The sequence below is a fragment of the Pedobacter sp. 01N416 genome, from assembly GCF_056399685.1.
This window is the reverse complement of sequence record NZ_JBFTRT010000086.1, coordinates 1-13550: the sequence shown is the minus strand read 5'-3', so window position 1 is coordinate 13550 and position 13550 is coordinate 1. Positions and strand designations below refer to the sequence as shown.

Sequence of the window (13550 nt, the reverse complement as noted above, 5' to 3'; positions counted from 1 at the left end):
CTGTGGTACATCCTCCAATAATTATTAAGGATAAATAAATAAAATACCGTAATCTTGAAATGTTTTTCATGGCAGTGGTAGTTGCGTTAATAAAAACAAAGATAATTTGCAAAGCGATAATTACCTTATTTATTTAGAAGACGATTGATAATGAAGATTAGTTGCAGACAATTTGAATTAGAATTAAAACATCCTTTTTCGATCTCGAAATTTACCCGTACCAGCACCCCCTTAATGTTGTTGAAGATAGAATATGAAGGTGTAACAGGTTATGGTGAGGCTTCTATGGTACCCTATATGGGCGAGAGCTATGAAAGCGCAGCGGCTTTTCTTAGCCTTGTAGATTTGGATAAAATCCAGTATCCATTCGATTTCAAAGAAATAATTAGCTATCTGGACAGCCTTGCTCCAGGCCAGCCAGCCATTAAAGCGGCAATAGATATTGCGCTTAACGATATCAATGGAAAGCTGTTAAATAAACCCTGTTATGAAATTTACGGCGCAGATCCTGCTAAGATGCCGGTAACTTCTTATACCATTGGGATTGATACGCCTGAAGTAATCCGCGAAAAACTGAAAGATGCTGAAGCTTTTAAAGTGATCAAAGTTAAATTGGGGAGGGATAACGATCAGGAAATTATCGAAACGATCAGGAGCATGACCAATGTACCCTTATATGTGGACGCGAACCAGGGTTGGGCAGATAAAATTAAAGCGATCGATTTAATTTATTGGCTGCATAACCAGGGCGTGGTGTTAATCGAGCAGCCTATGGATAAAAACAACCTCGATGGGAATGCCTGGCTAACCGAGCGCAGCCCAATCCCGCTGTTAGCTGATGAAGCCGTACAGCGTTTAGCCGACATGGACAAACTGAAAGGCGCCTATCATGGCATTAACGTAAAACTGATGAAAAGCTGTGGCATGTACGAAGGGCATCAGATGATTTTGAAAGCCCGTTCTTTTGGGATGAAAGTGCTGATTGGCTGTATGAGCGAAACCAGTTGTGCCACTTTGGCCGCAGCTGCTTTGGCTCCTTTATGTAACTGGGCCGATTTGGATGGGCCATGGCTCACCAAGAATAACCCCTTTACTGATCCGGCTTTCGAAAACGGTAAGTATATTTTAAAAGATCTGCCCGGTTTAGGCTTAACAGGCATTACTTCTGATCTTTTTCTTTAAAGCTTTTTCTGATGTCTTTGGTAAGTTGATACTTAAAGTAGAACAAACAAGCCGTTGTGCCTACCAAAAAGCCAGCTGGAAGATATTTAGCATTGTTATAACACCAAACCAATCCGAAAATAGAAAGGATAATGGCCAGGTTATAGAAGATATTTAAAGCAAATTTTTTACCCACAGTTGAAATGATTGAATGACGAAATTAGAGAATGATTGAATGAGCGAATGAATTTTGAATAAGCGTTATGCTATTAACAATCACTCATTCAAAACTCATTCATTCTATCATTAATATACTGGCATGTTGGGATCAAAAGCTTCTTGCCAAGCTAAAATACCGCCTTTTAAGTTATAAAGATTATCAAATCCGTATTGTTGCTCCAACTGCATTACTGCTGCTGCGCTTCTTTTTCCACTGCGGCACTGAATAATTACCGGCTTATCTTTCGCAACCTTATCAGCCTCAATTAAAATTCCACCTAAAGGGATATTCTCGCCTTCAAGATTGGAAACCTCATATTCGAATGTTTCACGAACATCAATCAATTGAAAATCTTCTTTGTTATCGATTTTCTCTTTTAGTTCTTGTACCGATATTTCTTTCATTTTATTAAATGTATTTATGCAAATATAGGAAAATCAACTTTACGCTCCCCATCAAAAAAATGCCATAAAATTTTGTTTGAAGCTGTAACAACTTTAACCCTTAGGCGTTTAATTATAAATAGTTACAAATGGACAAACTGAACCGTTTCTTTTGGTTTTGCTCTGGCGCTCATATCCCGACACTGGAAAAGTATCCTTCAGAACAAAATAAATATACTGGCATTGGCGCCACCATCTTTTTTACAGGCTTATTTGCTGCCCTTTCCGGAGGCTATGCCATGTATTTTGTGTTTAAGGGGGATGATCTGGCGGTAATTTTTGCCATTGTTTTCGGCTTTTTATGGGGGGCGGCCATCTTTAATATGGACCGCTATATCGTATCGAGCATTAATAAAAGTGCAAGTACCAATAAACAGTTGTTACAGGCTACACCGCGTATTCTGTTAGCCATTATGATTGGTATGGTAATTTCGAGACCAATAGAGCTTAAAATTTTTGATAAGGAAATTAAAGAACGCCTAAAAGTAAGTTACTTAAACGGCCAGCGTTCTAAAATTGATACCCTGAACAAAGCCTTTGAGAAAAAATATCAGGTAGAATTTGGCAGGTTAAATCAACAGAAAGCCACACGGGATTCGCTTGAAAAAGGAATTAAAGCGGATAGACAAAAACTTAATTTCGAGATTTTTGGAAACAAAACCACCGAAACATCAGGGGTAATGGGCTACGGACCGTATGCCAAGCGCAAGGAAGCTGAAATAGCACAACGCACGGCTGAATTAGATTCACTAAAAGCCGCCATCAATAAATCGGAAGGTTTTGTAGATAAGCGCAAAGAATTTGATGGGCTGTTTACTGAAAAACTGTACACTAAAAAACAGTTAGACAGTTTATCGGATATTGCTGGTTTTGCCGACCGAAACTGGGCATTAGGGCAACTTAAATTTAATGTAGATGGCACACGGGATAACAATACGGCAATCGCTGTTACTTTTATCGGGCTACTGTTTATCTTTTTTGAATGCTTGCCGGTGTTTGTAAAACTGATGAGTGCACGCGGGCCTTATGATTATGCTATAGCGGATGGAGATGAAGTATCGATTTATCATTCGAAAAAAGATAAGGATTTCCATTTTGAAGTAGCAGATAATATTCACGAAACAAGGGTCGATTCCGAATCATCTAAAAAGAAGGGAATTATAAAAGGAAAAGCTTACCGCGATCTCGAAAAACACGATTGGGATAGCGAGAGCTAAGGGGAAATGTAAGAAGGTAATTGAGAGCGGATGGTTCGTAGGCCATGGCTTAACTCCTAAACCAAAAAAAATCAACTGTGAACATTAGGCTATCAGTTATTGACTATCAGACCATCAACTATTATCCATCGTACATTTTACCTCAAACATCTTCCATTTTTATTAAATTGCCCTTATAATCCCGATTTTATGAAGAAATTTTTAGGTGCTGCGGTATTTGGTCTACTATCGTTTCAGGCTTTTGCCCAAAATGAGATCAGTTATACGGTTTCCTTTCCAAATGTTATCCATCATGAAGCTGAAATCAGCATGGTTGTCCCAAATGTTCCTGCGGGTACGCTAAAGGTCAGAATGAGCAGGTCATCTCCGGGCCGTTACGCTACACATGAGTTTGGAAAAAATGTATATCACCTGAAAGCTTTCGATGCATCAGGCAAACAGCTGGCCATTAAACAAACAGCAGGCGATGTTTATGAAATTCCCAATCATGGTTCCAGCGTAAAAGTAAACTATACACTTTTTGGAAACTGGATTGACGGAACCTATGCAGGTTTCGACGAAACCCATGCACACATGAATATACCGGCAACTTTTGCTTTTCCGGTAGGCATGGATAACAGGCCGCGACTGGTGAAATTCAATTATGCCGAAAAACAGGACTGGAAGGTAGCTACACAGCTTAAGCCAATGGCCAATGGGACTTATTTCGCGCCAAATCTCCAATATTTTATGGATAGTCCTACCGAAATTGCCAATTACAAAACGGCAAGCTGGCAGGTTAAAAATACCGATGGTAAAGTTCAGACCATCCATTTAATTACGCATGCTAACGACGACCAGAAAACCATTGATAATTATGCTGAGATGCTTAAAAAAATGGTCGATGAACATTTTGCCGTTTGGGGCGAATTTCCCACATACGATTACGGTAATTATTATTTTCTGGATGATGTATATCCGGAGAATGCAGGCGATGGAATGGAGCATAGAAACTCCACATCGATTGTGCAGCGCACACCAAAAATTGCGGGTTATGAATCGAACCTCCTGGGTACTTTTTCGCACGAATATTTTCACAGCTGGAATGTAGAGCGTTTAAGGCCAAAAACTTTAGAGCCCTTCAATTTTGAGCATGCCAATATGAGTGATGAACTTTGGCTGGCTGAAGGCTTTACCCAATATTATGGCAATCTGCTGTTAACCAGGGCGGGTTTAAAAACTACCGACAATGCCATACAAACTTTTAACGGCCTGGTAAATGCTGCTTTACTGTCTCCCGGAGCAAAAAACTTTTCGCCAATTGAGGCCAGTAGGTATGCGGTGTTTGCCGATGCTGGTGTGGCTATCGATCAGACCAATAAAGGCAACATATTCACCTCGTATTACACCTATGGTGCTGCAACTGCCCTGGCTTTAGATCTTCGCTTAAGAACCGAATTTAAACTCAGCCTTGATGATTATATGCGTGCGCTTTGGAAAGCCTACGGCAAGCCAGAAATTGCGTACACTGTACCTGATTTAGAGAAAACCCTAGCAACGCTGACTAAAGATCGTGCTTTCGCTGCCGGTTTCTTTAAAAATTATATTTACGGCACCGAAAAGAACGATTATGCCAAGCTGCTTTTAAATGCAGGTCTTGTTTTGCGCAAAGCAAATCCTGGTAAAGCTTTTGCTGGCTTTGGCAAGATTAATAACCTGGATGGGAAATTGATATTAGGACAGACACTGATGGGTACGCCTGCATATGAGGCAGGTTTAGATGTTGATAATGTATTGTTAGCCATCGATGACGTGACAGTAAAAGATGTAGCTGCGGTTACGGCCATTAGTGATGCCCATAAACCCGGCGATGTGCTGAAGGTTACTTATCTTTACCGTGGAGCGCAAAAAACGGCACAATTAACCTTAATAGAAGATCCGGCTTTAGAGCTTGTTCCGATTGAAAAAACAGGGGGAGATTTAACACCGGCCATGCAAACTTTTAGAGATAAATGGTTAACATCGCAGGTAAAATCTAAATAGCAAAACTAATACTTATTATATGAAGAAAATATTCTTTTTTACGCTTGTCGGGATGGCAAGTTTGCAGCTTAAAGCGCAAAACATAGATAAAATCATCACCCGCGAATACACCGATCACCTGATTAAAACCTTAAGTGCCGATGATATGCAGGGGCGTGCAACCTTTACGCCAGGCATTGATAAAGCGGCTACTTTTATCGAATCTGAGTTTAAAAAGATCGGTTTACAGCCATTAGCTGGCGAGAAAACTTTCCGTCAAACCTTTAATAAATATCAGGTTACCAACCAAGGTACAAGTGTTAAAATAGATGGACAGGAAGTTGCCCCAGAAAATTTAATTGTTTCAGGCGTAACTTCTGAGCGTGTTACACTAGATAAATCGAACACCACTGTTGTTAAATTAGATCCCGAAAAAGCATTTGTGCCTCAGCTAAGGGCAACGATGGGTGCCGGAAAAAACCAGATTGTTTTGGTTGACAGTAAATTTACCGATCTGTTTAACCGTTATAGAAGTTACTTCAGTAAACCGGCAACTGTTGATGAGAAAGATGTTAAAGCAACTACAAGCGCTGTACAGGTTTTTGTTTTGGGTAAAGATGCCGCAACAGATTTTTCGGCAACATTTAAAAGTAAGGTAGATAAAATGCCTTTATTTAATGTTGCAGGGGTAATTCCAGGTAAATCAAAAGCAAAAGAAATTGTGGTTTTCTCAGGTCATTATGATCATTTAGGCTTTTTAAAAAGTGTAGATGGTGATAGTATTGCCAATGGTGCAGATGATGATGCTTCAGGTACGACGGCTATGATTGCCCTTGCCAAGTATTACAAAGCGCAAAAAAACAATGAACGTACTTTAATCTTTGTTGCTTTTACTGCTGAAGAAATCGGTGGTTTCGGTGCAAAATATTTCTCTGAAAAACTAAATCCTGATGATGTAGTAGCCATGTTCAATATTGAGATGATTGGTAAGGATTCGAAATTTGGCAAGAATACCGCATTTATTACCGGTTATGAAAGATCTGATTTTGGAAAGATTTTGCAGAAAAATTTGGCTGGGACCGAATTTACTTTCCATCCAGACCCATATCCAGATCAAAATTTATTTTATAGAAGTGATAACGCAACTTTAGCTGCTTTAGGCGTTCCGGCACATACCATTAGTACCGATAAAATTGATATCGATAAATTATACCATAGTGTGAAAGACGAATATAGTTCTTTGGACGTAGAAAATATCCTTTCTACCATCAAAGCGATCGCAAAGAGCGCCATTACCATTGTAAACGGAACGGATACCCCAACGAGGATTCCGAAGTTGAAGCAATAATAGCGGCAGTTATAAAACGGTCGTCATTCCCGCAGGTGGGAATCGTAATGCAGTAGGCTTTAAGATTCCCAATCAAGTTGGGAATGACGAGCCGCCCAATACAACTACAAAAAAAATGGCCAGTGAAAAATCATCACTGGCCATTGCTATTTTATAAGTCTTCGTAAGCAGATTACTTACTCAAATACATTGATTTGTCTTTGTAAAGCTTGCGGAAGTAAGGATCTTCTAAATCTTTGATGAAACGGATCGCCTCACCGGTAGATTTCATTTCAGGACCTAATTCTTTCGCTACCTCCGGGAATTTCTCGTAAGAGAAAACCGGCTCTTTAATGGCATAACCTTCAAGCTTACGAACGATCGTAAAATCTTTCAGCTTCGCTACACCCAACATAATTTTAGCGGCGATGTTAATGTATGGAACATCGTAAGCTTTTGCGATGAAAGGAACCGTACGTGATGCCCTTGGGTTTGCCTCGATTACATAAACTTTCTCATCCTTAATGGCGAACTGAATGTTTAATAAACCACGCACATCTAATGCTTTTGCAATTTTGATCGAGTATTCTTCCATTGCTTTAGTTACCGTTTCTGATAAGCTGAATGTAGGTAATACGGCAAATGAATCTCCTGAGTGGATACCTGCAGGCTCGATGTGCTCCATCATACCCACAATGTGGACATCCTCACCGTCAGAAATCGAATCAGATTCTGCCTCTTCTGCCCTATCTAAAAAGTGATCGATCAATACACGGTTGCCCGGTAAATCGCCCAATAATTTTACTACTGCTTTTTCCAGGTCTTCATCGTTGATTACAATGCTCATGCCTTGTCCACCCAGTACATAACTCGGACGGACCAATACAGGATAACCTACTTCGTTTGCTACAACGATTGCTTCTTCAGCATTCTCTGCAACACCATATTTTGGATAAGGAATATCTAATTCTTTCAACAGGTCTGAGAAACGGCCACGGTCTTCAGCGATATCCATATTCTCGAAAGATGTTCCGATAATCTTGATGCCTCTTTCGGTTAATTTCTCAGCCATTTTTAAAGCTGTTTGTCCACCCAATTGAACGATAACGCCCACTGGTTTTTCCAGCTCGATAATTTCGCGAACATGTTCCCAGAAAACCGGCTCGAAATATAATTTATCGGCCATGTTAAAGTCTGTTGAAACTGTTTCAGGGTTACAGTTAATCATGATGGCCTCAAAACCTGTTTCTTTTGCTGCCAATAAACCGTGCACACAAGAGTAATCGAATTCGATACCCTGACCGATACGGTTAGGACCTGAACCCAATACAATTACCTTTTTCTTGTCAGATGGAACAGATTCGTTTTCCTCTTCGAAAGTAGAGTAGTAGTATGGTGTTTTGGCCGGGAACTCCGCAGCGCAGGTATCAACCATTTTATATACCCTGTTTATACCTAAAGCTTTACGGCGATCGTAAACTTCATCTTCCGTAACATTGCCTAACAACCAGGCGATCTGGATATCAGAGAATCCTTTTTGTTTAAGCGTTACGAAGAAATCTTGAGGGATATTGTTTAGTGAATATCTTTTTAGTTCAGTTTCGAGCAATACCAGCTCCTGAATCTGGTTTAAGAACCATTTGTCAATTTTGGTTACCTTACGGATAGACTCTAAAGGTACGCCCATTGCCATGGCATCTTTTATTAAGAATAAACGGTTCCATGAAGCGTGCTCCAAACCGTCCATAATCTCTTCGATATTGCGCACCTGTCTGCCATCTGCACCTAAACCAGCGCGGTTAATCTCTAAACTCTGACAAGCTTTTTGTAGTGCTTCGATAAAAGTACGGCCAATTGCCATTACTTCACCAACCGATTTCATCTGTAAACCAAGCTCTTTGTTAGCGCCTTTAAATTTATCGAAGTTCCAGCGGGGTATTTTAACGATTACGTAATCTAAAGTAGGTTCGAAATATGCTGAAGTGGTTTTGGTAATCTGGTTTTCAATTTCATCCAGGTTGTAACCGATTGCCAGTTTTGCTGCAATTTTTGCAATTGGATAACCAGTTGCTTTACTTGCCAAAGCTGATGAACGTGATACACGTGGGTTAATTTCGATGGCGATAATTTCATCGTTTGCCGGGTTAACCGAAAACTGAACGTTACAGCCACCGGCGAAGTTGCCGATTGCACGCATCATTTTGATCGCCTGGTTACGCATATCCTGGTAACAACGATCAGATAAGGTCATTGCTGGAGCAACAGTGATCGAATCTCCTGTGTGGATACCCATCGGATCGAAGTTTTCGATCGAACAGATAATGATTACGTTATCGTTGCTGTCTCTTAATAACTCTAACTCATATTCTTTCCAGCCTAAAACAGCTTTCTCTACTAATACTTCATGTGTTGGCGAAGCCTCTAAACCACGTTTTAAAGCGGCATCGAACTCTTCTTTTTTGTGTACGAAACCACCACCGGAACCACCTAAAGTGTATGATGGACGGATTACCAATGGGTAACCGATTTCTTGTGCTGCTTCTTTACCTTCTAAAAATGAGTTGGCAATTCTCGATTCTGCAACACCTACACCGATATCAACCATTAACTGGCGGAAAGCTTCGCGGTTTTCGGTTTTTTCGATTGCAGCAACATCTACACCGACTACTTTTACACCATATTTTTCCCAAACACCACGTTCTTCAGCTTCTTTACAAAGGTTTAATGCTGTTTGGCCTCCCATGGTAGGAAGTACCGCATCAATTCTAGGTAAATCTGCAGAGTCGATGTGCTCTTGTAAAATAACCTCTATTGAATCAACAGTTAACGGGCGCAAATAAACATGGTCGCCGATAACCTTGTCCGTCATAATTGTAGCCGGATTAGAGTTGATAATGGAAACGGTAATCCCTTCTTCTTTTAAAGAAAGAGCCGCTTGCGAACCCGAGTAATCAAATTCACAGGCTTGGCCAATAATAATTGGTCCAGATCCGATAATCAGTACTGAGCGTATGGAAGTGTCTTTAGGCATGATAAAGCTTAAACAATAATTAAAATTCTAAAGTGTTGGTTCTTTTGAAACCCTGAAAGCAACGAGATTTTGTGCTTGTAAGAAGAAAAATCCCAACTGTTCTGTCGGGATGCAAAGATACATCTTTAGCATGATTTTTAGGCGTTTTTTTTAAAATAAAAAAGAGCACTATTTAAGTGCTCTTTTTAGATTTTTCTTTTGCGAAATGAACTATTGCTGTAATTTAATTTCGCCTAAATCTGTGGTGGCGCTATCTTTCACGGCAACCTTTTCTATAACAGCATCTTTGTATGGTGCATTGGCTTTTACAACGACAGTATAAACGCCTTCTTTGAGGTTAGTAAAAGTAAAAACACCTTGGCTAACCTGCGCTTTTAGCGTGTCTGTCGCCGCTACAAGCGAAACAGCAGAAGCCGCATCACCCGGTGTAATTTTTCCGATTATTCCACCCAATTTAATATTTGTAAAGGCAATTGAACCTAAAGCAAATACAATGAGCAGAGATAATACAACACATAACTTTTTCATGGTATAACGTTTTAGTTGTTGATGTCTTAAATAAATAACACCATTTAGTACAAATAGTTTTAAATAATGAACACTAATTTTTAGATTGTACTATAAATTATACATGGCTGTCAAAATCAAATGTACGKTTTTATTGTAAATGTTAATTAGTGTTAAAAGAATTTCGTAAAAGTGGCGCTACACGTCAGAATTAAGTCACGAAGTTGTGATATTAGAAATATTGGCAATAATGTTGTAATAAGCAGAACATATATGCGTTTTGTATATACTTTAGACAATGATCTAAAGCTTCCTCCGCGGATTAGTTACCCGCCATGAGGATTTCTTCATAAATAGTTTGTTTGGTTTATTATCCGGTTAGAGGAGCCCTCCTCAACCGGATTTTTTCTTTTAAGGCTTTTTCCATTACATTTGACCGTATTCAGAAAACATATCGTGAATAAAAACATTAAAAAGATCGCTATTGTTGGCCCGGAAAGTACGGGAAAATCTACCATATCTCAATTGCTGGCAAAATATTATAAAGTTTCGTGGGTGCCAGAGTATGCCCGCTATTACTGCGAAAACCTGGTTGCCGATTATACCCTGCAAGATGAAGTGAACATGTATTACGGGCAGGTAGCTTTGGAGGACGCTATTTTAGTAACTACCGAAAGCGATTTTATTATTTGTGATACGACTTTTATTACGGTAAAGATCTGGAGCGATGAAGTACTAGGTGAAACACCACAGCAAGTGCTGGATGCACTGCCTAAGAGACCGTACGACCTGTATCTGTTAATGGACATCGATTTGCCCTGGCAAGATGATCCGCTGCGCGATTTCCCCGATAAGCGCGAATATTTTATGCAGGTTTGGCATAATGAACTGAAAGCACTAAATGCGAATTATAAGGTAATTGGTGGATTGGGTGATGAAAGGTTCGAAAATGCAATTAAGGCAGTAAACGATTTTCTTTGTGTATAAGAAAATAGATGTTTCTTGACTAGATTCATGACTTTGTTTGAAATTTGCCAAAAGCTCAGGGCGCTCATTTCCCATTAATAATAAAATGTTTTTTTTAGGAAATGAAAGGTTAGTATTTCATAGGTGCTGTAGTCCCGCCATTCGCTAATTCCGATGAAGGATCGGAACCGCTGCTGTCGGGTTTAGTTAACAGCGGTTTGTTTTCCCAGCACCGGCCTAAGTKAAATAAACCCGATTGTCGGGAAGAGCTTCCGATCCTTCATCGGAACTCGTACCAAAAGCGGGGCTGAAAAAGCTAAATGTTCAGAACCACTCGTTTCCTATTAATATTATTATTTTTTTATTTGGAAATGGAAGGGCTTGTTTCACAGGTTTCATCTGCAGCAGAAACGGGAGCGGGCCTGAAGATGTCAAGCACACAGAACCTTTCATTTTCTAAACCTAAAATCCCACCAAATTCGTTAAGTAATGCTATGGAGTTGTTATTTTTTTGTCCAATTAACCCATAATGCATCAAAAAACACGCTTATTGTTAAATATTTTCTACATTTGCACCATCATTAGGGGTGCCTTGTTTAAATAAACACAAAAACAGGCTGAGATCATACCCATTTTATAGGCGAAAGGTAAAAGGCAGAAGGTGGAGGGTAAAACCCTTAAATATTACTGTTACCGGTAAAGTAACAGATCAAAACCAGCAGCCACTTCCCGGCGCTACGGTTAAATTAAGAACTCAAAAAACCGCAGTTGTAAGTGATGCCTCCGGAAATTACAGCATCACTAACCTCGTTAACGGAAAATACACGATTGTGGTAAGTTATGTAGGCTATAAAACAATCGAAAGAGCTGTAGAACTTAAACAGCATACTACGCTGGATTTTAGCCTCTCGGCTCAAAATTTCCTGGCAGATGAGGTGATTGTCCGCGCTATACGGGCGACAGAAAAATCAGCAACTACGTATAAGAACATTAGCAAGGAAGAAATCCAACAGAATAACTTCGGACAAGATCTGCCTTTCATCCTTCAGAACACACCAGGAGTTGTGGTTAATTCTGATGCTGGTGCGGGCGTAGGCTATACAGGTATCCGTATCCGCGGTAGCGACAATAGCAGGATCAACGTAACGGTTAACGGTATTCCAATAAACGATAGCGAAAGCCAAGGTACGTTTTATGTAAACATGCCCGATTTTGCTTCATCTGTAGATAACATACAGATTCAGCGCGGTGTAGGTACTTCAACCAATGGTGCAGGTGCATTCGGTGCGAGTTTAAATATTCAGACAACTGCCAGCGAAATGGAGYCCTATGCGGAAGTAAACAGCACTTACGGCAGTTTCAATACCTGGAAAAACACCGTTAAGGTTGGAACTGGTTTGATTAACAACCGCTTTAGCTTTGATGGCCGTTTATCAAGAATCAGTTCTGATGGTTATGTAGACCGTGGTTCATCACTGCTTAAATCATATTTTCTCTCTGGTGCCTACCATGGCAATAAAGACCTCCTGCGCGTAAATGTTTTTTCAGGAAATGAGAAAACCTATCAATCATGGAACGGTATTCCGCAATCACGCTTAGAAAATGATGTGGTTGGAATGAATGCCTATATTGACAGAAACGGATTGGGTGCAGATGACGCCGCTAATCTTTTAAACTCTGGAAGAACTTACAACAGTTTCTTGTACAATAACCAAACGGATAACTATACACAAAACCATTACCAGTTAATTTATGCCAGACAGTTTTCTGATCAGTTTTCTTTTAACGGCGCTTTACACTACACCAAAGGCGAAGGTTATTATGAAGAATTCAGGGCACAGGATAAACTTAAGAATTATGGCTTAAATCCGGTTGTTATTCCGGGAGGAGCACCAGTTACCGAAACGGATTTAATCCGTAGACGGTGGTTAGATAACGACTTTTATGGTGTTACCTATGCCTTTAACTACGTGCCTCAAAAGAATTTAAATTTTACTTTGGGCGGTGCATATAACGAATATAAAGGCGCCCACTTCGGGCAGGTGATCTGGGCCCAGTATGCTTCAAATGGAAATATAGACAGGCATTATTATGATAACGATGGTTTCAAAACCGATTTTAACGTTTATGGTAAAGTAAATTATAGCCCGGTAGAATCGTTAAGCTTATTTGCCGACCTACAGTACCGCCGGGTATATTTCGATGTTGCCGGAACGGAAAACAAACTAAACACTTTGGCTATTAACGAAACCTTGAATTTCTTTAACCCGAAATTTGGTGCAACATATTTTATCAATCCGCAGAGCAATGTTTATGCCTCATTTAGTGTGGCCAACAAAGAGCCTAACCGCGATGACTATACAGATGCCGCTGTTGGTATTTCTCCAAAACCTGAACGTTTGAATGATGTAGAGTTAGGCTACCGTTTTAAAAATGATAAATTTAATGTCGGTGCAAATGCCTATGGTATGTTTTATAAAAACCAATTGGTGGTTACCGGAAAAATAAATGATGTTGGCGGAAATTTCCGTCAGAATGTAGACAGAAGCTACCGTTTAGGGATTGAGGCAGACGGTTCATACACCATCTCTTCTCAATTTGTATTAAACGCCAATGCAGCATTGAGCAGAAACAAAATCAAGAACTTTACCGAATATTATGATGACTATGATAACGG

10 protein-coding genes are annotated in these 13550 nt (G+C 39.9%); 6 read left to right on the top strand and 4 right to left on the bottom strand.

The window, feature by feature from the left end:
- Nucleotides 1-150 precede the first annotated feature (150 nt).
- Entirely contained in the window at nt 151-1182 is a 1032-nt protein-coding gene (locus tag AC1DND_RS07155; RefSeq protein WP_477580306.1) for a dipeptide epimerase, read from the top strand.
- On the opposite strand, the gene AC1DND_RS07150 is transcribed toward AC1DND_RS07155, so the two are convergent.
- Both AC1DND_RS07150 and AC1DND_RS07145 read right to left on the bottom strand, forming a co-directional pair.
- Nucleotides 1160-1357: a DUF6358 family protein gene (locus tag AC1DND_RS07150; protein ID WP_029277955.1), complete on the bottom strand. Its 198-nt coding sequence runs from the start codon at nt 1355-1357 to the stop codon at nt 1160-1162. The genes AC1DND_RS07155 and AC1DND_RS07150 overlap by 23 nt on opposite strands.
- A 110-nt stretch (nt 1358-1467) precedes the next feature.
- Nucleotides 1468-1785 (bottom strand): rhodanese-like domain-containing protein, encoded by a 318-nt coding sequence (locus AC1DND_RS07145; RefSeq protein WP_215165554.1) that lies wholly within the window; start codon nt 1783-1785, stop codon nt 1468-1470.
- 128 nt (nt 1786-1913) lie between these two features.
- Between AC1DND_RS07145 and AC1DND_RS07140 the strand changes: the two genes are divergently transcribed.
- From AC1DND_RS07140 to AC1DND_RS07130, 3 genes are all read left to right on the top strand, one after another.
- Entirely contained in the window at nt 1914-3041 is a 1128-nt protein-coding gene (locus AC1DND_RS07140; RefSeq protein WP_477580304.1) for a DUF4407 domain-containing protein, read from the top strand.
- A gap of 189 nt (nt 3042-3230) precedes the next feature.
- The gene (locus AC1DND_RS07135) at nt 3231-5063 is read left to right on the top strand and encodes a M61 family metallopeptidase (protein ID WP_477580302.1); all 1833 of its coding nucleotides are present in this window, start codon (nt 3231-3233) and stop codon (nt 5061-5063) included.
- Nucleotides 5064-5082: 19 nt separating this feature from the next.
- Nucleotides 5083-6390 carry a M20/M25/M40 family metallo-hydrolase gene (locus AC1DND_RS07130; RefSeq protein WP_477580300.1) on the top strand — a complete coding sequence of 436 codons (1308 nt, stop codon included), beginning with the start codon at nt 5083-5085 and terminating at the stop codon, nt 6388-6390.
- A 172-nt stretch (nt 6391-6562) separates the two neighbouring features.
- On the opposite strand, the gene carB is transcribed toward AC1DND_RS07130, so the two are convergent.
- Together carB and AC1DND_RS07120 are read right to left on the bottom strand one after the other, a co-directional pair.
- Nucleotides 6563-9400 carry a carbamoyl-phosphate synthase large subunit gene (gene carB / locus AC1DND_RS07125; protein WP_477580298.1) on the bottom strand — a complete coding sequence of 946 codons (2838 nt, stop codon included), beginning with the start codon at nt 9398-9400 and terminating at the stop codon, nt 6563-6565.
- A gap of 210 nt (nt 9401-9610) precedes the next feature.
- Nucleotides 9611-9928, bottom strand: a complete 318-nt coding sequence (locus tag AC1DND_RS07120) for a carboxypeptidase regulatory-like domain-containing protein (RefSeq protein WP_477580296.1) — start codon at nt 9926-9928, stop codon at nt 9611-9613.
- A 435-nt stretch (nt 9929-10363) separates the two neighbouring features.
- Here AC1DND_RS07120 and AC1DND_RS07115 point away from each other — a divergent pair, with 435 nt between their 5' ends.
- Complete coding sequence (locus AC1DND_RS07115; RefSeq protein ID WP_477580294.1) at nt 10364-10894, top strand: AAA family ATPase; 531 nt, start codon at nt 10364-10366, stop codon at nt 10892-10894.
- Nucleotides 10895-11460: 566 nt separating this feature from the next.
- A partial coding sequence (locus tag AC1DND_RS07110) for a TonB-dependent receptor (RefSeq protein ID WP_477580292.1) occupies nt 11461-13550 on the top strand: 2090 nt, incomplete at its 3' end.